The sequence below is a fragment of the Micromonospora cabrerizensis genome, assembly GCF_022230955.1.
Lineage (GTDB): Bacteria > Actinomycetota > Actinomycetes > Mycobacteriales > Micromonosporaceae > Micromonospora > Micromonospora cabrerizensis.
Genome location: NZ_JAKKFI010000042.1, coordinates 1 through 25,414, shown reverse-complemented (window position 1 = coordinate 25,414; position 25,414 = coordinate 1). Strand labels below are relative to the sequence as shown.

Here is a 25,414-nt window from a genome sequence, read left to right as displayed (position 1 = left end):
CGGTCGTCGTCCGGGCGCGCCGCAGGCCGGCCAGTTCTTATGAAGCAGGCCCTCGGGCCCGACAGCGACGGTCCGGTCCCCCGTCCGCAGCCTGGGACCGCCCGCCTCAGCCGACCGGCTCGGCAGCCGCGTCGGTGAGCGAGAGTCGACGGGTGGCGATCCGCCAGCCCACCGCGTACACGACGGTGATCAGCCCGCAGCCGGCGAGCACGACCCGTTCGTCCACCACGTCCACCACCATGGCCACCGCCAGTTGGCTCACCGAGATCGCCAGCGTGGCGAGCATCATGTCGGTGGCGAAGACACGCCCCCGCAGGTGGTCGGGGACTTCACCCTGGAGGGCGAAGTTCGATATCACCCAGTTGCTGCCGCCCGCGAAGTGCGCCACGAAGACCAGCAGCAACACCAACGGAAACCACCGGACCACCGATGCGCCCAGATAGGACAGGCCGTAGAGCGACATGGACAGCGCGAGCGCGGGCAGCAGCCAGGCTCGGTTGGTCAGCACCCGACGCATCAGGATCGGCCCCACCAGCGCCCCGGCCCCCCGCACCGCGAAGAGCAGACCGGCACCGAGCGGGCCGACGCCGTACACGCCGGCCAGCAACGGGAACACGGTCAGCACGCCGTTGCCCAGGCCGACCGCCGACTTGACCGTGACCAGGGCGAGCACCCGAGGTCGGTGCCCGATGTAGCCGAGCGCCTCGCGGACCGCCGCCCAGGTCCGCTGGGCCGGTCGGGTGGTGTCCCGGGGCGCCTGCAGAGGGCGGCGGATCCGGGTCGCCAGGCCCGCGGCCAGCGCCAGGCCCACCGCCGCCACCCAGAAGCAGACGTACGGGCCGGCGACGGTGCTGAGGACACCGCCGAGCGAGGCACCGACCACGGTCATGGTGCCCCAGGCGGAGCCGGCCACGGCGTTGCCGGCCGCCAGCTCGTGCGGTTCCAGCACGTTGGGCAGCGCGGCCTGGGCGGCCGGTGAGTAGAACGCCTTGGCGACCGCCACCACGCCGATCGCGACCAGCGCCAACCACGCCGTACTCGCGCCCCGAACCCCGAGCAGCAGCAACACGCCCGCGAGCGCGGCCACGTTCGCCGCGATCATGATCTTCCGCCGGTCGAAGCGGTCGGCGATCGTGCCCGTGTACGGCAGCAGCAGCGCCACGATGCCGGTGTCCACGGCCAGCACCAGCGCTCCCCAGACCCCGCTGCCGGTCAGGTGGGGCAGCAGCACCAGCAGGGGCACCATGACGAACCAGTCGGCGCCGAAGACCACCAACTCGGCGAGGAAGAGGTTGCGGAAGCTCCGATTGCCGGTCAGGACCGAGAGGGTGGACGCCACGGAGCGCGACCCTACCTGTTCGGTATGGGCGCTACACCTGCTCCCAACAGCGCGGAGACGGTGACGAATGTGTAGCCGCGCGACCGAAGCCCGTTGATCATGTCGGTCAGGCCGCGCAACGCGACCAGCCGCCGGCGCGCTCCCACGTCGTGACCGAGCACGATCGTTCCCGGTCGGACCACTCGCCTACCTGGGGTATGCAAGAAGCGACACGCAGTGCAGAGCGGGTCGGATCGGAGTGTTTCGCCCGGTCAACGGGAAACGCCCCCGGCAGAACCCTGCCGGGGGCGTTCCAGATGCGGTCCGACCTACTCGGTCGGCTCCGACGGAGGCAGCGGCGAGGTACGGCTACGGGGCAGCCGCAGCACCTCGAACTGGTCCGTGCCCTCCACCAGCGCGCCCGACGGGGCGGGACGCCCGGCCGGCTGCGCACCCCCGGCCTGCGCCGGGACGGGCGCGGCGCTCGGCACCGCGACCTGGTTCGGGGCAGCCGACTCGTCGGGCTCCGACCCGGCCACCGCCGGCTCGCCGGAGCGCCGCCGACGACGCCGATCCCGCAGCGACTCCTTGGTGTGCTCCACCATCGTGTACAGCGTCGGCACCAGGATCAACGTGAGCAGCGTCGAGCTGAGCAGACCACCGATCACCACGACCGCCAGCGGCTGGGAGATGAAGCCGCCCTCGCCGGTCAACCCGAGCGCCATCGGCAGCAACGCGAAGATGGTCGCCACCGCGGTCATCAGGATGGGGCGCAACCGGCGCCGGCCACCCTCGACCACCGCCTCCCGAACCCCCATGCCCTGCGCACGGTACTGGTTGATCAGATCGAGCAGCACGATCGCGTTGGTCACCACGATGCCGACCAGCATCAGCACACCGATCAGCGCCGGCACGCCGAGCGGCGTCCCGGTGATCAGCAGCAGGCCGATCGCGCCGGTCGACGCGAACGGGATGGAGATCAGCAGGATCAGCGACTGGGTGAGGCTGCGGAACGTGGCCACCATGATCAGGAAGACGATCGCGATCGCGGCCAGCACCGCCAGACCCAGGTCACCGAAGGCGTCCGCCTGATCCGCGCTGACGCCACCGATGGTGAAGCTGGCACCCGGCACGTTGATGGCGTCCAGCCGCTCCTGCAACTCCGTGCTGGTCGCGCCCAGGTTGGATCCGGTCGCCGCGCCGGTCACCGACACGCTGCGCTCACCGTCGATCCGGGTGACCTGCTGCGGCCCCTCGCCCTGCGTGACGTCCGCGATGTCGTCCAGCTTGACCGCACCCACCGGCAGAGCCCGCAGCTCCTCCACCGTCATCGGAGGCTGCGTCCCCAGCCGCAGCACGACGTTCTGCTGCTGACCGTCGAGCGCGACCTGGCCCAACGGCGCCCCCCGGAACGCCTGCGACACCAACTGCCCCACGGCGGCCTCGGTGAGCCCCGCCCGACCAGCGGCGACCCGGTCGACGGTCACGTCGACCCTCGGCACCCGCTCGGCCAGGCTGGTGGACACGTCCTCGACGTCCGGCACGCCGGCCATCGCCGCCCGCGCCTCCTCGGCGGCCCGGGTCAGCACCTCCGGGTCGCTGGCCTGGACGATCACCTCCAGCTGGCTGGTCGACGCCTCCTGCCCGCCACCGAAGCTGATCTCGCCCACGCCGCTGCCGAGCTTGTCGAACTCCTTGCGCAGCACCTCGCGCATCTGCTTGGCGTCGGTGTCACCGTCGAGCGCCAGCGACCAGCTCGCGACGTTGTTGCCGCCGCCGCCCGCCCACGGGTTGTCCCCAGCGCCCGCGGTCACCTGGTACGTCTCGACGCCCTTGGTGCGCGACAGCACCGACTCGACCTGCTTGGCCGCCGCGTCGGTGGCCACCAGGCCACTGCCGGCCGGCAGCTCCTGGCTCATGTTCAGGGTGTCCTGGCCGGAGTCGTCCAGGAAGTTGGTCTCCAACTTCTGCGCCAGGCCGAAGGTGCCGAAGAGCACCAGCAGACCCAGCCCGACGGTGATCCAGCGGGTCGACCGCTTGCGGGTGGCGAACCCGATCACCGGCAGGTACGCGCGCTGCAACGGGCTGCGCAGCTCCTTCTCCTCCGCGTCACGCCGCACCGCCTCGTCGTCCGCGGTGCCGCCGCGCGGCTTGAGGAACCAGTACGCGAGCACCGGGATCACGGTCAACGAGACCAGCAGCGAGGCGAGCAGGGCCACCGTCACGGTGATCGCGAACGGCGCGAAGAGCTGGCCCACGAAGCCGCCGACCAGCGCGATCGGCGCGAACACCGCCACCGTGGTGAGGGTGGACGCGGTCACCGCGCCGGCCACCTCGCGGACGCCGGTGATGATGGCGTGCCGCTTCTCCTCGCCGTACTCCAGATGTCGTTTGATGTTCTCCAGGACCACGATCGAGTCGTCCACCACCCGGCCCACCGCGATGGTCAGCGCGCCGAGGGTGAGCAGGTTGAGCGAGTAGTCGCCGATCCACAGTGCGATCAGCGCCACCAGCACCGAGAGCGGGATGGAGACCGCGGTGACCACCGTCGAGCGCACCGACAGCAGGAAGACCAGGATGACGATGACCGCCATCACCAGGCCCAGCAGGCCCTCGGTGGTCAACGACTCGATCGACTTCTCGACGAACGGCGCCTGGTCGAAGACCACGGTCAGCTCCGCGCCGGAGGCGTCCTTCAGGTCGGCGAGCCGGTCGCGGATCTCGTGCGAGATCTGCACGGCGTTGCCGTCGGGCGCGGCGGTGACCGCGATGCCGAGGCTGTCCTTGCCGTTGGTCCGGGTGATCGCACTGGCCGGGGCGAGCTGCTGCTCGACCGTCGCCACGTCGGCGAGGCGAACGGGCGCGGCACCCGCCGCGACCACGATGCCACGCAGGTCCTCCAGGGTGGCGATCGGCGTGCCGACCTGCACCGGGAGGGCCAGCGCCCCGTCGGTCACCGCGCCGGCCGGAACCGCCACGCCGTTGGTCTTCAGTGCGGTGCCGATGGCCGTCGGCTGGACCTGGGCCGCAGCCAGCTTCGCCGGGTCCGGGGTGACCACCACGACGTCGTCGCGGGTGCCGGTCACCTCGACCGTGCGTACTCCCTCGATGCCCTCAAGCTCGGGCACCACCGTCGCGCGCAGCTTCTCGGCGAGCGCCCGCTCGTCCGCGGTGCCGGCCGCGGCCAGCACCACCGCCGGCAGGTCGTCGGTGCTACCCGCGATGACCTGCGGGTCGACGCCCTCCGGCAGCTGGGCGTCGATCCGGCTCAGCGCGGTCTGCATCTTGTTGACCACGTCGTCGAGGTCGGTGCCGAACTCGTACATCACCTGGACGGTGGCCGAGCCCTCGCGGGACGTGGAGGTGACCTTGTCCAGCCCCGGGATGCCCTGGAGGGCGTTCTCGATCGGCTCGGTGACCTGCGACTCGACGATCTCGGGGCCGGCACCGGGGTAGGGGGCCACGATGAACGCGGCCGGGAACTCGAGCGACGGCAGCAGTTGCTGCTTCAGCGACGGCACGGCGAACGCTCCGAACACCGTGGTCACCACCGCGATGAGGGCAATCAGCCCTCGGTTGGCGAGGCTGAATCTGGCGAGCAGCGACATCGGCCTGGTTCACTCCTGAACGAGAATGCGGGCGGGGATACGTGAAAGTGTGCCGGACACGATCACCAGAACCCCCGCCACCCCCACGCCCGTCCCGAGGACCGGCCGGCCCCCGCCCGTCACCAGCGGGCGGTGGCGCCCTCAGGCCAGGTCGAGAGCGCGGGCCGCGGCCATCGGGTCGTTCGCGATGGTCAGCGGCGCCGGCGCGGTGGAGATCGCCCACTCCGGGTCCTTCAGACCGTGGCCGGTCACCGTGCAGACCACCGTCGACCCGGGCGGCACCTTGCCCGCCGCGGCCTGCTGGAGCAGGCCGGCCACGCTGGCCGCGCTGCCCAGCTCGACGAAGACCCCCACCTCGCGGGCGAGCAGCCGGTACGCGGAGAGGATCTCCCTGTCGGTCACCGCGGCGATCAGGCCACCGGAGGTGTCCCGGGCGTCCAGCGCCTTGGTCCAGCTCGCCGGGTTGCCGATCCGGATCGCCGTGGCGATCGTCGACGGCTCCGGCACGACCTGGCCGGTCACGATCGGGGCCGCCCCGGCGGCCTGGAAGCCGTACATCTTCGGCGTGCGGGTGGTGGTGCCGGCGTCCCGCTCCTCCGCGTAGCCCATCCAGTAGGCGGAGATGTTGCCGGCGTTGCCGACCGGCAGGCAGTGGATGTCGGGCGCGTCACCGAGCGCCTCGACGATCTCGAAGGCGGCGGTCTTCTGACCGTGCAGCCGATCGATGTTGACCGAGTTGACCAGCGCGACCGGGTGGTCCTGGGCCAGCTTCGCGGCCAGCGACAGGCAGTCGTCGAAGTTGCCGCTCACCTGGAGGAGCTTCGCGCCGTGCACCAACGCCTGGGCCAGCTTGCCCAACGCGATCTTGCCCTGCGGCACCAGCACCGCGCAGGTCAACCCGGCGCGGGCCGCGTACGCCGCGGCGGAGGCACTGGTGTTGCCGGTGGACGCGCAGATGATGGCCTTGTTGCCGGCCTCGACCGCCTTGGACACCGCGAGGGTCATCCCCCGGTCCTTGAACGAGCCGGTCGGGTTGGCGCCCTCGACCTTGAGGTGCACGTCGCAGCCGATGCGGGCGGACAGCACCGGCGCCGGCAACAGCGGGGTGTTCCCCTCGTGCAGCGTGACGACCGGCGTGGCCGCGGTGACCGGCAGCCGATCCCGGTACGCCTCGATCAGACCCCGCCACATGTCGTTCTCCTCGCCTCTACCGCCGGGCCGACCCGGCATCAGGGCCACCTTGGACCAGCCTGCCCGACCCGTCGATGGCACACCCCGGCTTACCCACCTGACGGGACGCGCGAGTCGTCCCGTCGATGGTCCAACGACTCAGGCACCGCCCTCGACCCGCAGCACGCTGGTCACCGACCGGACGATGTCCAGGCCGCGCAGCTCGCCGACGGTCGCGGCGAGCGCGGCGTCCGGTGCGACGTGCGTGACGATGACCAGCTCGGCATCGCCGTCCCGGCCCGGGGGCCCGCCCGCCGAGCCCTGCCGCACGGTCGCGATCGACACGTCGTGCCGGGCGAACACACTCGCCACCGAGGCCAGCACACCCGGGCGGTCGGCCACGTCGAGGCTGACGTGGTAGCGGGTCAACGCCTCGCCCATCGGCCGGACCGCCAGGTCCGCGTACGCGCTCTCGCTGGCCGCGCGCACCCCGGCGAGCCGGTTGCGGGACACCGCGACCACGTCACCGAGCACGGCGCTCGCGGTCGGCGCACCCCCGGCGCCCCGGCCGTAGAACATCAGCTGCCCGGCCGCGTCCGCCTCGACGAAGACCGCGTTGAACGCGTCACCGACGCTGGCCAGAGGATGGCTGCGCGGGATCATCGCCGGGTGCACGCGGACGCTGACGGTCTCCCGACCGGTGGCGTCGACGCCCCGCGCGGCGATGCAGAGCAGCTTGATCGTGCAGCCCATCGCCTGGGCGCTGGCCATGTCCGCCGCGGTCACCTCGGTGATGCCCTCGCGGTGTACGTCGGCGGCGCCGACCCGGGTGTGGAACGCCAGCGAGGCGAGGATGGCCGCCTTCGCCGCCGCGTCGAAGCCCTCGACGTCGGCGGTCGGGTCGGCCTCCGCGTACCCCAGGGCGGTGGCCTCTTCCAGGGCCTCGGCGAAGCCGGCGCCGGTCGCGTCCATGGCGGAGAGGATGAAGTTGGTGGTGCCGTTGACGATGCCGGTGACCCGGTTGATCCGGTCACCGTGCAGCGACTCCCGCAGGGGGCGCAGCAGCGGGATGGCCCCGGCCACGGACGCCTCGTAGTAGAGGTCGCCGCCGCCCTCGGCCGCCGCCTCGTGCAGAGCGACGCCGTCCTCGGCGAGCAGCGCCTTGTTGGCGGTGACCACGCTCTTGCCGGCGCGCAGCGCCTCGACCAGCCAGCCTCGGGCCGGCTCGATGCCGCCGACCACCTCGATCACCACGTCCACGTCGTCGCGCTTGATCAGGCCGAGCGCGTCGGTGGTGAACAGGTCGTCGTCGACCGGCAGGTCACCCCGGTCACGACCGAGCCGACGGACGGCGATGCCGGCGATCTCCAGCGGAGCGCCGATCCGCGCGGCCAGGTCGGCCGACTGCTCGTGCAGCAGGCGGACCACCTCCTGGCCGACAGTGCCGCAGCCGAGCAGCGCCAAGCGCACAGGTGACGTCATCCAACATCCAATGCGAGCAGGTCCTCTTCGGTTTCCCGCCGGACGATCAGGCGCGCCTGGCCGTCGCGTACCGCGACCACCGGGGGCCGGGGCACGTGGTTGTAGTTGCTGGCCATGCTCCGGCAGTAGGCACCGGTGCCGGGCACCGCGACAAGATCTCCGGGCTGCACGTCGGCGGGCAGGAATTCATCCTTCACCACGATGTCCCCGGACTCACAGTGCTTTCCCACCACGCGGGCGAGCAACGGCTGCGCGGTGGAGGCCCGCGAGGCCAGAGTCGCCGAGTAGGACGCGTCGTAGAGGGCGGTACGGATGTTGTCGCTCATCCCGCCGTCGACGCTGACGTACGTCCGCAGGCCGTCGAGGTCCTTGACCGTGCCGACCTCGTAGAGGGTGAACACGGCCGGCCCGACGATGGCCCGCCCCGGCTCGATCGACAGGTGCGGCACGGCCAGGTTCTCCGCCGCGCACTCCGAGTCGACGATCTTGCGGAGGCGCTTGGCCAGGTCCTGCGGTGTCGCCGGGTCGTCCTGGGAGGTGTACGCGATGCCGAAGCCGCCGCCGAGGTCCAGCTCGGGCAGCTCCACCCCGCGCGCGTCACGGATCTGCGCCTGGAGGGCGAGCACCCGGCGGGCCGAGACCTCGAAGCCGCTGGCGTCGAAGATCTGCGAGCCGATGTGCGAGTGCAGACCGCGCAGCTCCAGCACGCCCTCGTCGAGGATCTTGAACGCGGCGTTCGCGGCGGCACCACCGGCCAGCGAGAAGCCGAACTTCTGGTCCTCGTGGGCGGTGGCGATGAACTCGTGGGTGTGCGCCTCGACGCCGACCGTGACCCGCACCAGCACCCGCGGCCGGACCCCCCGCTCGCGGGCCAGCGCCGTGAGCCGGTCGATCTCGGTGAACGAGTCGACGATGATCCGGCCCACCCCGGCGTCCAGCGCCCGGGACAGCTCGGCGACCGACTTGTTGTTGCCGTGGAAGCCGATCCGCTCCGGCGGCATTCCGGCCGACAACGCGGTGGCCAGCTCACCCCCGGTGCAGACGTCCAGGTGCAGGCCCTCCTCGGCGATCATCCGGACCACCGCCCGGCAGAGGAACGCCTTGCCCGCGTAGAAGACGTCCTCGGTCGGGAAGGCCGCCCGGAAGTCGCGGCAGCGCGAGCGCAGGTCGGCTTCGTCCAGGACGTACACCGGGGTGCCGAACTCGGCCGCGATGTCGCGGACGCTCAGGCCCGCGACGGCGACCGCGCCGTCGGCCTCCCGCGTCACGCTGCGCGGCCACAGGGCCGGCATCAGGGCGTTGACGTCCTCCGGGGTACGCAGCCAGGCCGGTCCCTGCTTGCTGATGTCCGCGTGCAGCGCACCAGCCTCATGAGCCCGCATGTCACATCCTCTCGGGAGCGGAGACGCCGAGCAGGTGCAGGCCGTTGGCGATCACCGTGCGGGTGGCGTTGTTGAGCCACAACCGGGCGCGGTGCAGGTCGGTGACCTCCTCGTCGCCCAACGGCAGCACCCGGCAGTTGTCGTAGAACCGGTGGTAGGAGGCGGCGACGCTCTCCTCCAGGTAGCGGGCCACCCGGTGCGGCTCGCGCAGCTCGGCGGCCGTGGCCACCACCGCGGGAAACTCGGCGAGCGCCTTGAGTAGCTCGTTCTCCTTCTCGTGGTCGAGCAGCTCGGGACGGAACGCGTCCCCGTCGCCCGGGACCAGCCCCACCTCGGCGGCGTTGCGGGCCACGCCCGCGGTCCGGGCCGCCACGTACTGCACGTAGTAGACCGGGTTGTCGCGGGTCGCCCGGGTCCACAACTCGATGTCGATGTCGATCGGGGAGTCGCTGGAGTAGCGGGCCAACGCGTACCGGGAGGCGTCGACGCCGATCGCCTCGACCAGGTCCTCCAACGTGATCACGGTGCCGGCCCGCTTGCTCATCCGCATCGGGGCGCCGTCGCGCAGCAGGTTGACCAGCTGCCCGATGAGGATCTCCAGGTTGCGCTCCGGGTCGTCGCCGAAGCAGGCCGCCATCGCCTTCATCCGGCCGATGTAGCCGTGGTGGTCGGCGCCCAGCATGATCACGACCCGCTCGAAGCCGCGCTCGCGCTTGTCCAGGTAGTAGGCGCAGTCCGCGGCGAAGTACGTCCACTCGCCGTTGGACTTGCGCAGCACCCGGTCCTTGTCGTCACCGAAGTCGGTGGTGCGCAGCCAGGTCGCGCCCTCGGACTCGTAGAGGTGCCCCTGCTGACGCAGCCGGTTCAGTGCGAGGTCCAGCTCACCCCGGTCGTGCAGGTCCTTCTCGTTGAAGTAGGTGTCGAACTCCACCCCGAAGTCACGCAGCGAGGAGCGGATCTCGTCGAACATCAGCGCGACGCCCTCGACCCGGAAGACCTCCTGGGCGGCGGCGTCGTCGAGCGTGCGCACCTCCGGCCGGCGGGCCTGCACCTCGCTGGCGATCTCCGCGATGTACGCCCCGCCGTAGCCGTCCTCCGGCGCCGGCTCACCCTTGGCGGCGGCGAGCAGCGACCTGGCGAACCGGTCGATCTGCGAACCCGCGTCGTTGAAGTAGTACTCCGTGCCGACGTCGGCGCCGGTGGCCCGCAGCAACCGGCTCAACGCGTCACCGACGGCCGCCCAGCGGACCCCGCCGATGTGCACCGGCCCGGTCGGGTTGGCCGAGACGAACTCCAGGTTGATCTTCTCGCCGGCCAGCCGCTCGCTGCGGCCGTACTCCGCGCCGGCCTCCACGATCACCCGGGCGAGCTGACCGGCCGCCGCCGCGTCGAGCCGGATGTTCAGGAAGCCCGGCCCGGCGATCTCGACCGATTTGACACCCGCTGCCCGGCTCAGCTCGTCGGCCAGGGCCGCCGCCAGCTCCCGGGGCGGGACGCCCACCTTCTTGCTCAACTGCAGAGCGAGCGTCGACGCGTAGTCGCCGTGCTCGGGGCTGCGCGGTCGCTCCACCACCGTGCTCCCCGGCAGCGCGCCGCGGTCGAGCCCACGCTGCTCGAAGACGGCGTGGGCGGCGGCAAGGACGACCGAGGCTAGTTCTGCAGGAGTCACCCAACCATGTTATCGGGGGTAGACTCGGGCACTCGGCGGCTCCCCTGCGCGTCCTACCGGCCCGCCACTCCCCTGACCGACCGACTTGACGAGGCACGATGAGCATCAGCACCCCGGGTGGCCCTGAGCGCCGCCCGACCGTGGTCAGCACCGGCAAGAAGCCGGCCGCCGGCCGGCCCGCAGCCGGCGCAAAGGCCGGTTCCGGCAAGCCGACGGGCAAGCCGGCGGGCTCCCCCCGGGCAGGTGGCAAGGGCCCTCGCAAGCCGGTCACCCCGGTCAAGGTGAGCCAGGGCCGCGCCTGGGGCCCCATCGCGCTCTTCGTCGCGGTGGGCGTGCTCGCGGCCGGCATCATCGGATACGGCGCCTGGGCGTCGTTCCAGGGCTCCAAGCCGTGGGACAAGCGGGCCAACGCCATCGAGGGCATCGTCAACATCCGCAAGACCGACAAGACGAGCCTCGACTACGAGTCGCACAAGTCGGGCCCGCTGACCTGGAAATACTCGCCGCCGGTGGGTGGGGCACACAACGCCGCCTGGCAGAACTGCATGGGCGACGTCTACGACGCCCCGATCGCCAGCGAGCACGCGGTGCACAGCCTGGAGCACGGCGCCGTGTGGATCACCTACCGGCCCGGCCTGCCCCAGGACCAGGTCGACAAGCTCGCCGGCAAGGTACGCGGCGTCGAGAAGACGCTGATGAGCCCGTACGAGGGCCTGGACAAGCCGATCTCCCTGCAGGCCTGGGGCTACCAGCTCAAGGTCGACAACGCCGACGACTCGCGGATCGACGAGTTCATCAAGGACCTGCGGGTGAACGCCTCCGTCGAGGGCCCGACGGCGCTGTGCAACACGGGCATCACCGCCACCGGCACCACGCCGCGTGAGCTCCCGCAGCAGCAGCAGCCCCCCACCCAGTAAGGAACGCGATGACTGCCCCCGCCACCACCGACAACGAGTACGACGACATCCCGGCCGTCCCGGACGAGGACGGCCGGGCCCCGGCGTCGCGCTACGGCGTGCTGGCGCTCGCCGTCATGGTGGTGGTGGGGTTGCTCCTCGGGTACGCGGGCGGTCTGCTCACCCCACGGCTCACCCGACCCGGTGACGCCTCCGTCGAGGCGGGCTTCGCCCGGGACATGACGACCCACCACGCGCAGGCGGTGGAGATGAGCCTGGTCGCGTACCGGTCGGCCACCCTCCCCGAGGTGCGGCAGATCGCCGTCGACATCGCCACCGGCCAGCAGGGCGAGATCGGCGCCATGCAGACCTGGCTGCGTGAATGGGACCTGAGCCCCACCGGGTCACAGCCGCCGATGTCGTGGATGTCCGACGGCGCCACGGTCAAGAACGGGCTGATGCCGGGGATGGCCAACCCGCAGCAGATGGCCGCCCTGCGCGACGCCAAGGGCATCGAGGTCGATCGGCAGTTCCTGACCCTGATGTACGCCCACCACCTCGGCGGCATCCACATGATCGACGCGGCCCTCGGCGAGACCGACAACGCCGAGGTGCTGCGGGTGGCCCGCACGATGAAGGCCACCCAACAGACCGAGCTGAACAACCTCCGGCAGCTCCAGGCGCAGGCCAAGGGCTGACCGACCGAAGGGCACAACAGGCCCGCACTCCGCCGTGGCGGGGCGCGGGCCTGTCTCATGCCACCCCAGCCCCGACCCCGCGCGGCATCCGCAGCCCCGGCCACCCGGTCACCCCCGGCCAGACGGACGGCGGGCCGGCCAACCCGGGCCGTCCCGGCATGATCAACTCGAGTTCAAGGAACCCCCCGGGCCGTCCCGGCATGATCAACTCGGGTTCAAGGAAACCGGGGTCTCAACGCGACCGGGACACCCCGACTTTCAGGAACCCGAGTCGATCAAGGCGAGCGTCCGTCGCTTGCGCCCTTCCCGGCCACCAGTTCCGCCCAGCCCTCGGCCTTGAGCCACCCCGCCTCGCGGATGATCGACTCGGGTTTCAGGAAGGCGCGCTTTCGACCCGAGCAGGACACCCCGACTTTCAGGAACCCGAGTCGATCAAGGCGGCGGCCTGTCGGGTTGAGGCGCTTATGTCCGCGCTTGTCGCTTGTGGGGCAATCGCGAGGCACGGGCGATTACGTTGCTTAGAGAGTTTTCTCCGCACATATCGTGACCAGTTGCGATTCGGGCTCGTTGCCCAAGACGTGGGGGTTGCACTCAGAGACGCACGGCGCTCGGTCACCAGTTGGTGCCGACGCCACACCATCGGTGGTGACGGGGCGGTGGCAGCCGTCCGTCGCGGACAGCGGCAGGGCGAGCCGGGAATGCTCAGCCGCGAACAAGAACTCGAACTGATCGACATGCTGCGGGGCGTCCACCCCGACGAGTTCGGCCTGGACGAGGAGCTGTGGACGAGGCAGAGCCTCACCACGCTCATCCAGCGGCGCTTCGACCTGCCGTTGGACGCTGGCGCGGTCGGGGCGTACCTGCGAGCCTGGGGGTTGGGTCCGCGCGAGCCGCGCGAGCGCGCCTGTGGGCTCTGCGTCAGCGCGGTGGAGCGCTGGGTCCGCAGCGAGTACCCGGCGATCACCCGGGCCGCCCAGGAGCACCTCGCGGAGGTCTACTGGATCGGCCGGGTCCGGCTGCGCGGCACGATGCCGGCAGCGGACGTGATCTCCGCGGTCTCGTCCCGCGGCCGGGTGCGCTTCATGATCACTACGCCGACGGTCGACCCGCCGCTCCCCCGTGACTTCGTGTTGCGGCTCAGCGGCGAGGAGCAGCGCACCGTGCACCTGATCGTGGACGGCTCCTGGCCACGTAACGAGTGGCCGCGGCGGCTCCCTCGACGGATCGTCCTGCATCCACTGCCCAGTTGCGGGCGGGCGATCGCGGCCTGAGCGCCGGGTGGGCCGGTCGCCGACACGATCGGCTCACCCGATACCGATTCGGCGTACACGGAGGAGGTTTGCTAGTCTTCTCCAGTCGCTGAGCCCCCGTAGCTCAGGGGATAGAGCACCGCCCTCCGGAGGCGGGGGCGCAGGTTCGAATCCTGCCGGGGGCACCAGAAATCTGATCTCACGCCGGGCGCAGGAGCTTGTTGGCTCCCCGCGCCCGGTTTTGCGTCTGCCACCACACGAGATCAACAATGTCGCTCATGCTGTTTCTCGTGTTGCTGCTCGCCGCGCTGGGCGGGGCGGTCACCGCGACGGTCCTCGCCGTTCGCGGGCTCTCCGCGGTGCTCGCGAGACGCGAGGGTTGGCTGCGGGCCGCAGCACTCCTCGCCGGCGCGGGGACAATCGCCGTGTACGCGTGGGGCCTGCTCCACGTCGGCTACGCGGTGCTGCGGGCGGAGGACGGCGGTGCCGGCTCCTTCCCGATCGAACCCTGTCGCGAGGCCGGGCCGCAACGGGCAAGCCAGGTCATCGGGTACGACGTCAGCTATCTCCCGGTCCGCTTCGAGTGCCGCCTCAGCGGTGGCGGCACGTATGTCACCTCGTCGGTGCCGGGGTACGTCAACCCGAGCACGATCGTCCTCGGGCTGATCACCACTGCCTGCGGAATCCTCGCCGCCACGAAGGCACGGCCCGCCCGACCGCCGGCCAAGCAGCCGGACCGACCGCAGGCCACGTAGCCGGACCGACCGCAGGCCACGTGGCGGGTCCGACCGCAGGCTGCGCAGCCGGTCCGACCGCAGGCCACGTGGCGGGTCCTACCGCAGGCCACGCAGCCGGTCCGACCGCAGGCCGCGCGGCCGGGCTGACCGCAGGCGGCCGGTGCTCACCTGCCGACGTACGCCGCCAGGTGCTCGCCGGTGAGGGTGGAGCGGCCGGCGACGAGGTCGGTCGGGGTGCCCTCGAAGACGATCCGGCCACCATCGTGGCCGGCGCCGGGACCGAGGTCGATGATCCAGTCGGCGTGTGCCATGACGGCCTGGTGGTGTTCGATGACGATCACCGACTTGCCGGAGTCGACCAGGCGGTCGAGCAGGCCGAGCAACTGCTCGACGTCGGCCAGGTGCAGGCCGGTGGTCGGCTCGTCGAGGACGTAGACGCCGCCCTTCTCGGCCATGTGGGTGGCCAGCTTGAGGCGCTGCCGCTCGCCGCCGGACAGGGTGGTGAGCGGCTGCCCCAGGCTGAGGTAGCCGAGCCCGACGTCGGCGAGCCGGTCGAGGATGGCGTGCGCGGCGGGCGTACGCGCCTCGCCTGCGCCGAAGAACTTCTCGGCCTCGGTCACCGACATCGCCAGCACCTCGCTGATGTCGCGACCGCCGAAACGGTATTCCAGCACCGACGCCTGGAACCGCTTGCCCTCGCAGTCCTCGCAGGGGGCGGCGACACCGGCCATCATCCCCAGGTCGGTGTAGATGACACCGGCACCGTTGCAGCTCGGGCAGGCACCCTCGGAGTTGGCGCTGAACAGCGCCGGCTTCACACCGTTGGCCTTCGCGAACGCCTTACGGATCGGGTCCAACAGACCGGTGTACGTGGCCGGGTTGCTCCGCCGTGAGCCACGGATCGCGCCCTGGTCGATCGACACCACGCCCGCCCCGGCGGGAATCGACGCGTGCACCAGGGAACTCTTGCCGGAGCCGGCGACGCCGGTCACGACGACGAGCACGCCGAGCGGCACGTCGACGTCGACGTCGCGCAGGTTGTTGGCCGTCGCGCCACGGATCTCCAGCTTGCCCGTGGGCGTGCGGACCGTCTCCTTGAGGGTCGCCCGGTCGTCGAGGTGGCGACCGGTGATGGTGCCGCTGGCGCGCAGGCCCTCCAGGGTGCCCTCGTAGCAGACGGTCCCGCCATCCGTGCCAGCGCCGGGACCGAGATCGACGACGTGGTCGGCGATGGCGATGGCCTCCGGCTTGTGCTCGACGACCAGCACGGTGTTGCCCTTGTCGCGCAGTTGGAGCAGCAGCTCGTTCATCCGCTGGATGTCGTGCGGGTGCAGCCCGATCGTCGGCTCGTCGAAGACGTACGTGACGTCGGTGAGCGAGGACCCCAGGTGGCGGATCATCTTGGTGCGCTGCGCCTCGCCACCGGAGAGGGTGCCCGACGGCCGGTCGAGCGAGAGGTAACCCAGGCCGATCTCCTCGAAGGAGTCGAGGAGGTGTTGCAGCCCCGCCAGCAGCGGGGTCACCGACGGCTCCCTGATCCCGCGTACCCAGGCGGCCAGGTCACTGATCTGCATCGCGCAGGCGTCGGCGATGTTCTTGCCCTTGATCTTCGACGACAGGGCCTCCTTGCTGAGCCGCGTGCCGGCACAGTCGGGGCAGGTCGTGAAGGTCACCGCCCGCTCCACGAAGGCACGGATGTGCGGCTGCAACGCGTCGATGTCCTTGGAGAGGAAGGACTTCTGGATCGACGGGATCAGGCCCGCGTACGTCAGGTTGATGCCGTCGATTTTGATCTTGGTCGGCTCCCGGTGGAGCAGGTCGTGCTGTTCCCGCTTGGTGTACTTGCCGATCGGCTTGTCCGGATCGAAGTAGCCGCAGCCCCGGAAGATCCGGCCGTACCAGCCCTCCATGCTGTAACCCGGGATCGTGATCGCACCCTCGTTGAGCGAGAGGCTGTCGTCGTACAACGCCGACAGGTCGATGTCGGTGACCGCGCCCATGCCCTCGCAGCGCGGGCACATGCCGCCCAGTCGGGTGAAGGTCGCCTTCTCGGTCTTCGTCTTGCCGGCCCCGCGATCGACGGTGATCGCCCCGGTCGCCTTCACCGAGGGGACGTTGAAGGAGTACGCGTTGGGCGAGCCAATCTGCGGCTGCCCGAGCCGACTGAACAGGATGCGCAGCATCGCGTTGGCGTCGGTGGCGGTGCCGACCGTGGACCGGGAGTTGGCGCCCATCCGCTCCTGGTCCACGATGATCGCCGTGGTCAGGCCGTCCAGCAGGTCGACCTCGGGACGCGCCAACGTCGGCATGAAACCCTGCACGAAGGCGCTGTACGTCTCGTTGATCATCCGCTGCGACTCGGCGGCGATGGTGCCGAACACCAACGAGCTCTTGCCGGAGCCGGAGACCCCCGTGAACACCGTCAGCCGCCGCTTCGGAATCTCGACGCTGACGTCCCTGAGGTTGTTGACGCGCGCACCCTGCACCCGGATCAGGTCGTGGCTGTCGGCAACGTGCGGCGCGGACGGCTGGCTGGCCGTGCTCATCGGGTCTCCATCTGTCGGGCTGGACGACTCAGCGCACTTCCTGGATGCGGATCATATTGCCCGCGGGGTCCCGGAAGGCGCAGTCGCGTACGCCGTACGGCTGCTCGGTCGGTTCCTGGACGACCTCGGCGTCGCTGGCTTCCAGCTTCGCGAAGGTGGCGTCCAGATCGGGGGTGGCGAGGTTGACACCGAAGTAACTGCCCTTGGCCATCAGCTCAAGGATCGTCTGCCGCTCGGCGTCGGTGATGCCCGGGTTGGCGGCCGGAGGGTGCAGGACGATGGCGGTGCTCGGCTGGCCGACCGGCCCGACCGTGATCCAGCGCATCCCCTCGTAGCCGACGTCGAGGCGGACCTCGAAGCCGAGGGTGTCGCGGTAGAAGGCCAGGGACGCGTCCGGGTCGGTGTGCGGAAGGAAGCTGGAATGAATGGTGATGTCCATGGCCGTCACGCTAGTTGCGGCTCCGCGACCCGCGCTTCTCGATTCCTGATCGGTCTGGTCACCTGCTTGGCCACGCACGACGGCATCCCCGCCGTCGCCTGCGCCGCCTGACGCCGGTAGACGCTGGGCGGCACGCCCACCAGCTCGGTGAAGCGGGTGCTGAAGGTGCCCAGCGACGAACAGCCGACCGTGAAACAGACATCGGTGACGCTGAGGTCGCCACGACGCAGCAACGCCATGGCCCGCTCGATGCGTCGCGTCATGAGGTAGCTGTATGGCGATTCGCCATAGGCGAGCCGGAACTCCCGACTCAGGTGCCCCGCCGACATGTGCGCGCCACGGGCGAGCGCCTCGACGTCCAGCGGAGACGCGTACTCCCGGTCGATCCGGTCGCGGACCCGGCGCAGCCGCGCCAGGTCGCCCAGTCGCTGGGTCGCGTCGGGTTTGCTGCTCACCTGGGAAATCGTGCCACAACCCACCGACAATCAGCCGATCGCCGGGCGCGAGCCGGGGCAACGAGCCCGGCCGGTCGCCGGGCGTCAGCGGGGGCCTACGGGCCAGGTCAGCCGGCGTCGCGGCGGGCGCGGGCCCGGCGCTTGCCCTCGTGCATGGCCTGCACCCGGGCCACCGGGATGGTCCGGCCCTCGGCGACCAGGTCGGCGGGGAGCGGCTGCGGGGCCGGCATCAGCGCGGCCCAGGGGTCGCCGTCGGCGACCAGCGACGGCACCGTCCGGATGGTGAAGTCGGCCGGAGTCACCTCGGTCAGATCGGCCCAGTCGACCGGGAAGGAGACCGGCATCCCGGGTCGCAGTCGAGGGCTGAACGCGGCGGCCACGGTGGCCCCGCCCGCGCGGGTGGCGTCCACGAAGACCCGGCCACCCCGGTCCTCCTTGATGTACGCCGTGGTCGCCAGCGCCGGGTCGAGCCGCTCGGCGCGGACGGCGAGCGCCCGGGTGGCGGCAGCCAACTCCTCCGCCGTGGGTTCACCGGCCACCGGGACGAACACGTGCACGCCCTTGGCCCCGCTGGTCTTGACCGCACCGGCGAGACCGGCGTCGCCGAGCGCCTGGCGGACCAGCAGGGCGGCGGCGACCGCCGCGCGGAACCCGTCGCCCTCCGGCGGGTCCAGGTCGAGCACCAGGTGGGTCGGGCGGTGCGGGTCCGCCGCGGTGGCCAGCGTCGGGTGGTATTCCACCGCCCGCTGGTTGGCGAACCAGAGCAGCGTGCGGCGGTCGTCGCAGAGGGCGTACGAGATCTCCCGGTGCGACGCCTCCGCCCAGACCGGCACCCGGCGGACCCAGTCCGGCGTGTAGCGGGGCAGGTTCTTCTGCATGAACGGTGGCTGGCCGGGGCGGACCCTGATCACCGACAGCGGTCGACCCCGCAGTTGCGCGAGGATCTGGTCGTGGACGGCGTCGAGATAGTCGACCAGGTCGCGCTTGGTCGCGTCGTCGCGGTCGGACAACGGCTGGTCCAGGTTGGTCAGGGCCACGCCGTCCCGGGTCTCGTCAGCCTCGCTCACCGGACCACCCTCCCGGCCTGAGTGCCGTCGGTCAACCGGACGCGGCGCTTCGGTGCGGATCATTTCCGGCCCCCGCCCGGACCGGGCCCGACGGACCGGCGTCGGGCACCACGCCGGCCGGCTGTCGGGGCAGCGTCATGACCGCGACCAGCAGCGCGGCGACCACCAGACCGGCGGCCACGGCGAACGCGGTCCGGTAGCCGCCGGCGAGCGCGGCCGTCTCGGCCCAGCCGGAAGCCCGCAGACCGTCGCTGCGAGCGGCGGCCAGGGTGGCCAGCACGGCCAGGCCGACCGCCCCGCCGACCTGCTGGGTGGTGTTGGCGAGGCCGGAGGCGAGCCCGGCGTCCGTGTCGGTCGCGCCGGCCATCGCCAGGGTGGTGACCGCGGGAAGCGTCAGGCCACCCGCCACCCCGAAGACGAGCATGGCGGGGAGTATGTCCGCGGCGTAGCCACCGTCGGCGGGCAGCCGGGCGAGCAGCAGGAAGCCGACGGTCGCCAGACCGAGCCCGGCCAGGAGCACGCTCCGGGCGCCCCAGCGGGCGATCAGCCGACCGGCGACACCGAGCGACACCACCGCGATCACCACCGGGGTGGGCAGGAACGCCCAGCCGGTGGCCGACGCGTCCAGCCCGAGCACCAGTTGCAGCTCCACGGCCAGCAGGAACTGGAAGCCGAAGTACGCGGCGACCATGAGGAACTGCACCGTGTTCGCCGCGACCAGGCCCGGTACGCGCAGCACCCGGGCCGGCAGCAGCGGGACGGTCGCCACCCGCTGGCGTACGGCGAAAGCGCCGAGCAGCAGCACCGCGAGCACCGCCGTACCGAGGGTGCGTGGGCTGGTCCAGCCGTGCTCGGCGGTGCCCACGATGCCCAGCACGGCGACCATCAGGCCGCCGGTGGCAAGCAGCGCGCCGGGCAGGTCGAGGCCGGATCGCAGGCCGATGCCCCGTTCGGCGGGGAGGCGGCGGACGGCGGCAAGCAGGATGACCGCCCCGATCGGCAGGTTGACCAGGAAGATCGAGCGCCAGCCGGCAGCCTCGGTGAGCACCCCGCCGGCGACCGTACCGATCGACGCGCCGGCCGCGCCGGTGAAGCTGAACACGGCGATCGCACGGGCCCGCTCGGCCGCCTCGGGATAGAGCCGGACGATCATGCCGAGGCTGACCGCCATGGCCAGCGCACCGCCGACGCCCTGACCGAAGCGCGCGGCGACCAGCAACGCCGGCCCGGTGGCGACCGCGCAGGCCAGCGAGGCCAGGGTGAACAGCGCGACGCCGGCCAGGAAGACCCGCCGCCGGCCGAGCAGGTCGCCGAGGCGGCCGGCCAGCAGGAGCAGCCCACCGAACGCGACCAGGTACGCGTTGACCACCCACGCCAGGCCGGCGGCGGTGAAGCCCAGGTCGCGTTGCACAGCGGGCAGTGCCACCGCGACCACGCTGCCGTCCAGGATGATCATCAGGCTGCCGGCGCAGAGCACCAGCAGCGCTGGCCAGCGGGACGGGACGACACGGTCCATGGGACCCTCCTTGGTGCACCGTTTGTTACCGAGGTCATCGTCTGTGACCATGAGCCGGAGCGGAAGGAGGCACTGTTGTGTCCCAGAGGAACAGCGATGTGTCCGCGCAGGTGGAGGCCGAGGTGACCTGCGCGCCAGGGAACGTTCCGTTCACCGAGGGGCAGGCCCGCGCGTGCACCGTCCGCGAGGTGCTGGACCGGGTCGGCGGCAAGTGGAGCATCAGCATCCTGGTGTCCGCCTCACACGGCCCGGTGCGCTTCACCGAGTTGGAGCGGCACGTCGAGGGGATCAGCCGGCGGATGCTCACACTGACCCTGCGCAACCTGGAACGTGACGGCCTGCTGCACCGCACGGTCTATCCGACCGTCCCACCCAAGGTCGAGTACAAGGCGACCCCGATGGCGTTGGAGCTCTACGAGTCGCTGGTGGCGCTCACCAGCTGGGCCGAGCGGCACCGCCGGGCCATCGCCGAGGCGCGGACCAGGTACGACGCCGAGCACGCCGGATAAACCCGACCCAGGTGTGGTGAACGCCACCGCTTCTCTCTGACCGATCGGTCAGGGTCTGACCGATCGGTCAGGCATCCTGGTTTACGGGAGGTGGGCCGACCATGGTCAGAGCGGTGTCCGACACGCACGGCGAGATCCTCGCCGCAGCGGCGCGGCAGTTCACGGTGACCGGCTACCGGGGCACCTCCCTGCAGGACATCGCCCGAGAGGTCGGCTGCTCCAAGGCCACCGTGCTCTACCACTTCGCCAACAAGGAAGCCCTGCTGGCCGAGCTGATGGCTCCGGCGATCGGCGTGCTGCGGGACCTCGACGACCGACTCACCGGCCTGACCGGAGCGGCAGCGCAGGAGTTCGCCGCACAGGGCTTCGTCGACCTCGCGGTCCGGTTCCGGCGGGAGATCGCGGTGCTACGCGGCGAGTTCCCGGAGCTGCTGTGCCAGCCGGCCTTCGCACACATCCAGCAGATCTCCGACCGGCTGCGGGACGCGCTGGCCGGGCACTCCGAGCGGCCCGCGGCGCGGATCGCCGCGCTGGTGCTGCTCGCCGGAATCTCCGAGGCGTGCGGCGAGTTCGCCGACATCACCGACGACGACCTGCGCTCCGCCCTGCTCACCCTCGTCCGGCGGGCCGTCGAACCCGTCGACGCACCCCTGCCCCAACCACCCACGACCGAGGACAAGGACTCCTGATGGCCACCCTGCTCTACCGGCTCGGCCGGGGCGCGTTGCGCCGGCGACGGCTCGTCGTCGCGCTCTGGCTCGTCGTACTCGTCGTCGCCGGCCTGGCCGCGGCGACCCTGCGCGGCCCGACGGCGAGCAACTTCACCATGCCCGGCACCGAGAGCCAGCGCGCACTCGACCTGCTCAGCGCGCAGTTCCCCGCGGCCAGCGGCGCGACCGGCACCATCGCGGTCAAGGCACCGGCCGACGGCCAACTGGCCACCCCCGAGGGCCAGGCCGTGGTGCAGGAGCTGGTCCAGGAGGCCTCGACACTGCCCGGCGTGGTCGGGGCGGTCAACCCGCTCCAGGTCGGCGCGGTCTCACCCAACGGCCGGTACGCGCTGGTCCAGGTCCAGTTCGCCAGCGGCGGCGACGAGGTGACCGACGAGCAGCGCACCGCGTACGAGGAGGTCGGCGCTGCCGCCGAGGCCAAGGGCTGGCAGGTCGCCCCGGGTGGCGAGGTGCTGGGTGGTGAGCCGGAGATCGGCTCCACCGAGGCGCTCGGCGTACTGGTCGCCGCGATCGTCCTGATCATCACCTTCGGTTCACTGGTCGCCGCCGGAATGACCATGCTCAACGCGCTGATCGGCGTGGGCGTCGGCATGGCCGGCCTGTTCGCGCTGAGCGGCGTCATCGAGTTGACCAGCACCGCGCCGATCCTGGCGCTGATGCTCGGCCTCGCCGTCGGTATCGACTACTCGTTGTTCATCACCTCCCGGCATCGACAGAACCTGCTCGAAGGCCTCTCCCCGGAGGAGGCGGTCGGCCGGGCGGTGGGCACCGCCGGCTCCGCCGTGGTCTTCGCGGGCGCCACAGTGGTCATCGCCCTCGCCGGCCTGGCCGTGGTGAACATCCCGTTCCTCACCGTGATGGGTCTCGCCGCCGCCGGCACGGTCACCATCGCCGTGCTCGTGGCGATCACCCTCCAGCCCGCACTGCTCGGCTTCGCCGGCAACCGGGTTCTCCCGCGCCGCCTGCGCTCGACGGTCGACGCCGCCGCACCGAGCGAGCCGGTGGGCGAAGAGACGGTGCCGGCCGAGGACCGCTCCGGATTCGGCTTCCGCTGGGCGCGGTTCGTCATCCGCTTCCGGGTGCCGGTCATCCTGGTCTCGCTGCTCGGCCTGGGCCTGCTCGCGCTGCCCACGCCGGACATGCGGCTGGCCCTGCCGGACGCCAGCACGGCGACGGTGGGCTCACCGGCCCGGGTGGCGAGTGACCTGACCACCGAGGGCTTCGGCCCGGGCTTCACCGGCCGGCTGGCAGTGGTCGTGGCGGGCGACGACGCGCAGGCGACCGCTGCTGCGGTGCCGCAGGTGACCGCGATGATCCAGCGCACCGAGAACGTCCTCGCGGTGGCGCCGCCTCAGCTGAGCCCGGACGGCCGGACCGCGCTGCTCGGCGTGGTGCCGAAGACCGGCCCGACCGACGAGGCCACCGAGACCCTGGTGCACGACGTCCGCGACGCGGTCGGCGGGGTCCAGGGCGCCGAGGTGCTGCTCACCGGTGCCACCGCGATTGGGATCGACGTCTCGGAGAAGCTGTCCGACGCGCTGCCGATCTACCTGCTGCTGGTCGTCGGGCTCTCGGTGCTGCTGCTGATGCTGGTGTTCCGCTCGCTGCTCGTGCCGCTCAAGGCGGCGCTGGGCTTCCTGCTCACGGTGGCCGCCACGTTCGGCATCACGGTGGCGATCTTCCAGCAGGGCCACCTCGCCGACCTGGTCGGTCTGGACACGCCGGCACCGCTGGTCAGCTTCCTGCCCATCCTGCTGATCGGCATCCTGTTCGGGCTGGCCATGGACTACGAGGTGTTCCTGGTCTCCCGGATGCGGGAGGACTTCGTGCACGGCGACACCGCACGTGAGGCCACGATCAGCGGCATGGGCCACGGTGCCCGGGTGGTCACCGCCGCCGCGCTGATCATGATGTCCGTCTTCGGCGGCTTCGTGTTCCTCGACGACCCGATCATCAAGTCGATGGGCTTCGCGCTCGCCATCGGCGTGGCCATCGACGCGTTCGTGGTCCGGATGACCATCGTGCCGGCGGTCATGTCCCTGCTCGGCGACCGCGCCTGGTGGCTCCCCCGCTGGCTCAACCGCGCCCTGCCCAACGTGGACATCGAGGGCGAGGGCCTCCGCGAGCACCTGGAGGACCGTACCCCCGCCAGGGTCTGACGCCCACCCGGTCGATCATGGAGTTGTGGTGCCTGCCTTGCCCCGGTCCGGGGCCTTGGTCCGGCACCACAACTCCAGGATCGGCGAGACCGGGCCGGGTCAGACCCCGGCCGGGTACGTTTCCATCTCGCCGGGGGCGGCCGGGACCGGCAGCGGGTGCAGGGCCGTCGTCTCGTCGCACCAGATGAAGGCGTCGTACCGGTCGCCGAGCCGCGTCGGCACGTAGTTGCCCCAGGACTCGAAGGACGGGTCGTAGACGACCCCGATCGCCCGGTGGTCCACCGTGTCGGTGACCCAGCCCGGCTGGTCGTCCCCGCCGAAGATCAGGACCGCCCGCTCCGGCATCAGCTCGTGCAGCCGCCGCTCGACCGACCCTTCCCGCGCCGGAGGCACCACCATCGCCTCGGCGGGCGAACCCCAGCGGGGAGCGGCGATCACCGTGCCCCGATAGCTGCCGAAGCCGATCAGGGCCACCGCGTCGTCGCCGTGCCGTTCCCGGGCCAACTGACCGATGTTGACCATCCCGTCGGCGGCCATGTCGGTGGCCCGGGCATCCCCGACGTGCGTGTTGTGGGCCCAGACGACCCCCCGGGCGTCCGGCCCGTACCGGTCCAGCAGCCGGTCCAGAGTGTCCTGCATGTGGGTGTCGCGGATGTTCCACGAGTCCGGCCCGCCGGCCACCATCGCCCGGTAGTACCGCTCCGCGCCGGCCACCACCTCCGCGTTCTGCCAGGCCGAGAAGCGATCCGGACCATCGGAGAGGGCGTGTTCGCGGGTCCGGGCGAGCAGCCGGACCACCTCCTCCTCGCAACGGGCGGAGACGAACCGGCTGGCCGCGCCATACTCCTCGACCCTCTTGCCGTACGGCTCGAAACAGCGGTACGCGTCCTGCGCCGCCTCCAGCGACGTCGGGTCCTCCTCCCCCAGGTAGTCGAAGATCGCCTGCATCGACTCCCAGAGGCTGTACACGTCGAGCCCGTGGAACCCGGCCCGTTGATCCTCCGGCCGCTCCACGTTCCAGGCCCGCAGCCAACTGGCGAACCGGGCCACCTCGGCGTTGGCCCACATCCAGGTCGGCCACCGCTCGAACTGCTCCAATGCGAGCTGCGGTTCGAGGGCGCCACCCGGCGAGGCGGTCACCGAGCGGTGCACCCGGTCGCAGTCCGGCCAGTCACCCTCCACCGCCACGAAGGAGAACCCGCACTCCGCGATCAACCGGCGGGTGAGCTGCTCACGCAGCCGGTAGTAGTCGTAACTGCCGTGGGTGGACTCTCCGATCATCACCACCCGGGCGTCCCGAACGCGCTCCAGCAACGGGTCGAAGTCGCTCGGCGCGCCGAGCCGCTGAACCAGCATGCCAGCGGCTACCCCGCCGCCGTTGCGGCAAACCGTGGGCGCGCCGTGGGCCGACACGCCGGCCGCCGGGCCGCCGGGCGTGCCAACCGAGCCGGTGTACGGCCACAGCGAGCGGGTAGCCGGACGGCATGACCGTCACCGGCGTTCAGTTGCAGGAGTACCTGGCCGGGCTCGACTACCCGGTCTCCCGGGAGGACCTGATCCGCTGGGGCCAGGAGAACGGGGCCAGCACGGCGATGTTGCAGATGTTGCAGGCGTTGCCGGCGGACCAGTTCGACTCACCGGACGAACTGAGCGCCGCCCTGACCACCCTCTCCTGACCTGCCCCCAACGCCGCCCCTGCCCCTGCCCTTGCCTGCCCGGCCCCGCCCCGCCCCGCCCCGCCCCGCCCCGGCTCGGCTCGGCCGGCCCCGGCCCCGGCCCCGG

General features: G+C 71.5%; 20 protein-coding genes and 1 tRNA gene. 9 read left to right on the top strand and 12 right to left on the bottom strand.

Going from position 1 to position 25,414, the window contains the following annotated elements; translation table 11 throughout:
• Positions 1-106 precede the first annotated feature (106 nt).
• From LADH09A_RS04220 to argS, 6 genes are all read right to left on the bottom strand, one after another.
• Positions 107-1,339 carry an MFS transporter gene (locus LADH09A_RS04220; protein ID WP_238643401.1) on the bottom strand — a complete coding sequence of 411 codons (1,233 nt, stop codon included), beginning with the start codon at positions 1,337-1,339 and terminating at the stop codon, positions 107-109.
• Between the two features lie 308 nt (positions 1,340-1,647).
• Positions 1,648-4,926 (bottom strand): efflux RND transporter permease subunit, encoded by a 3,279-nt coding sequence (locus LADH09A_RS04215; protein WP_238643400.1) that lies wholly within the window; start codon positions 4,924-4,926, stop codon positions 1,648-1,650.
• Positions 4,927-5,067: 141 nt separating this feature from the next.
• The gene (gene thrC / locus LADH09A_RS04210; RefSeq protein ID WP_238643423.1) at positions 5,068-6,117 is read right to left on the bottom strand and encodes a threonine synthase; all 1,050 of its coding nucleotides are present in this window, start codon (positions 6,115-6,117) and stop codon (positions 5,068-5,070) included.
• 138 nt (positions 6,118-6,255) lie between these two features.
• Positions 6,256-7,566 carry a homoserine dehydrogenase gene (locus LADH09A_RS04205; RefSeq protein WP_238643422.1) on the bottom strand — a complete coding sequence of 437 codons (1,311 nt, stop codon included), beginning with the start codon at positions 7,564-7,566 and terminating at the stop codon, positions 6,256-6,258.
• 8 nt (positions 7,567-7,574) lie between these two features.
• Complete coding sequence (gene lysA, locus LADH09A_RS04200) at positions 7,575-8,960, bottom strand: diaminopimelate decarboxylase (protein WP_238643399.1); 1,386 nt, start codon at positions 8,958-8,960, stop codon at positions 7,575-7,577.
• A 1-nt stretch (position 8,961) separates the two neighbouring features.
• Positions 8,962-10,629: an arginine--tRNA ligase gene (gene argS / locus LADH09A_RS04195; RefSeq protein WP_238643398.1), complete on the bottom strand. Its 1,668-nt coding sequence runs from the start codon at positions 10,627-10,629 to the stop codon at positions 8,962-8,964.
• Between the two features lie 98 nt (positions 10,630-10,727).
• Here argS and LADH09A_RS04190 point away from each other — a divergent pair, with 98 nt between their 5' ends.
• From LADH09A_RS04190 to LADH09A_RS04170, 5 genes are all read left to right on the top strand, one after another.
• Complete coding sequence (locus LADH09A_RS04190) at positions 10,728-11,546, top strand: thioredoxin-like domain-containing protein (RefSeq protein ID WP_238643397.1); 819 nt, start codon at positions 10,728-10,730, stop codon at positions 11,544-11,546.
• Between the two features lie 8 nt (positions 11,547-11,554).
• Entirely contained in the window at positions 11,555-12,223 is a 669-nt protein-coding gene (locus LADH09A_RS04185) for a DUF305 domain-containing protein (protein WP_238643396.1), read from the top strand.
• A 578-nt stretch (positions 12,224-12,801) separates the two neighbouring features.
• On the top strand, positions 12,802-13,494 hold the full coding sequence (locus LADH09A_RS04180; RefSeq protein ID WP_238643395.1) for a winged helix-turn-helix domain-containing protein: 693 nt from the start codon (positions 12,802-12,804) through the stop codon (positions 13,492-13,494).
• A gap of 92 nt (positions 13,495-13,586) precedes the next feature.
• Positions 13,587-13,661, top strand: a tRNA-Arg gene (locus LADH09A_RS04175).
• 90 nt (positions 13,662-13,751) lie between these two features.
• A complete protein-coding gene (locus tag LADH09A_RS04170) occupies positions 13,752-14,228 on the top strand; it encodes a hypothetical protein (RefSeq protein ID WP_238643394.1) in 477 nt (158 codons plus the stop codon).
• 146 nt (positions 14,229-14,374) lie between these two features.
• Here LADH09A_RS04170 and LADH09A_RS04165 read toward each other — a convergent pair whose 3' ends face one another.
• The 5 genes from LADH09A_RS04165 to LADH09A_RS04145 form a co-directional block, all read right to left on the bottom strand.
• Positions 14,375-16,756 (bottom strand): ATP-binding cassette domain-containing protein, encoded by a 2,382-nt coding sequence (locus tag LADH09A_RS04165; protein ID WP_238643393.1) that lies wholly within the window; start codon positions 16,754-16,756, stop codon positions 14,375-14,377.
• Positions 16,757-16,784: 28 nt separating this feature from the next.
• Positions 16,785-17,195 carry a VOC family protein gene (locus LADH09A_RS04160; protein WP_238643392.1) on the bottom strand — a complete coding sequence of 137 codons (411 nt, stop codon included), beginning with the start codon at positions 17,193-17,195 and terminating at the stop codon, positions 16,785-16,787.
• 5 nt (positions 17,196-17,200) lie between these two features.
• Complete coding sequence (locus tag LADH09A_RS04155) at positions 17,201-17,650, bottom strand: helix-turn-helix transcriptional regulator (protein ID WP_238643391.1); 450 nt, start codon at positions 17,648-17,650, stop codon at positions 17,201-17,203.
• Between the two features lie 107 nt (positions 17,651-17,757).
• Positions 17,758-18,717 (bottom strand): DNA polymerase domain-containing protein, encoded by a 960-nt coding sequence (locus LADH09A_RS04150; protein ID WP_238643390.1) that lies wholly within the window; start codon positions 18,715-18,717, stop codon positions 17,758-17,760.
• 31 nt (positions 18,718-18,748) lie between these two features.
• A complete protein-coding gene (locus tag LADH09A_RS04145; RefSeq protein ID WP_238643389.1) occupies positions 18,749-20,233 on the bottom strand; it encodes an MFS transporter in 1,485 nt (494 codons plus the stop codon).
• A gap of 122 nt (positions 20,234-20,355) precedes the next feature.
• Between LADH09A_RS04145 and LADH09A_RS04140 the strand changes: the two genes are divergently transcribed.
• The 3 genes from LADH09A_RS04140 to LADH09A_RS04130 all read left to right on the top strand — a co-directional run bounded on the left by LADH09A_RS04140 (position 20,356) and on the right by LADH09A_RS04130 (position 23,632).
• Positions 20,356-20,742 (top strand): winged helix-turn-helix transcriptional regulator, encoded by a 387-nt coding sequence (locus tag LADH09A_RS04140; RefSeq protein WP_238643421.1) that lies wholly within the window; start codon positions 20,356-20,358, stop codon positions 20,740-20,742.
• A gap of 101 nt (positions 20,743-20,843) precedes the next feature.
• A complete protein-coding gene (locus LADH09A_RS04135; protein WP_238643388.1) occupies positions 20,844-21,431 on the top strand; it encodes a TetR/AcrR family transcriptional regulator in 588 nt (195 codons plus the stop codon).
• Positions 21,431-23,632 (top strand): MMPL family transporter, encoded by a 2,202-nt coding sequence (locus LADH09A_RS04130; RefSeq protein WP_238643387.1) that lies wholly within the window; start codon positions 21,431-21,433, stop codon positions 23,630-23,632. Before LADH09A_RS04135 ends, LADH09A_RS04130 begins: the two co-directional genes overlap by 1 nt.
• Before the next feature lie 99 nt (positions 23,633-23,731).
• On the opposite strand, the gene LADH09A_RS04125 is transcribed toward LADH09A_RS04130, so the two are convergent.
• The gene (locus LADH09A_RS04125) at positions 23,732-24,988 is read right to left on the bottom strand and encodes an erythromycin esterase family protein (protein ID WP_238643386.1); all 1,257 of its coding nucleotides are present in this window, start codon (positions 24,986-24,988) and stop codon (positions 23,732-23,734) included.
• 128 nt (positions 24,989-25,116) lie between these two features.
• On the opposite strand from LADH09A_RS04125, the gene LADH09A_RS04120 reads away from it, so the two are divergent.
• A complete protein-coding gene (locus LADH09A_RS04120) occupies positions 25,117-25,308 on the top strand; it encodes a DUF2795 domain-containing protein (protein WP_238643385.1) in 192 nt (63 codons plus the stop codon).
• The last annotated feature ends 106 nt before the right edge of the window (positions 25,309-25,414 follow it).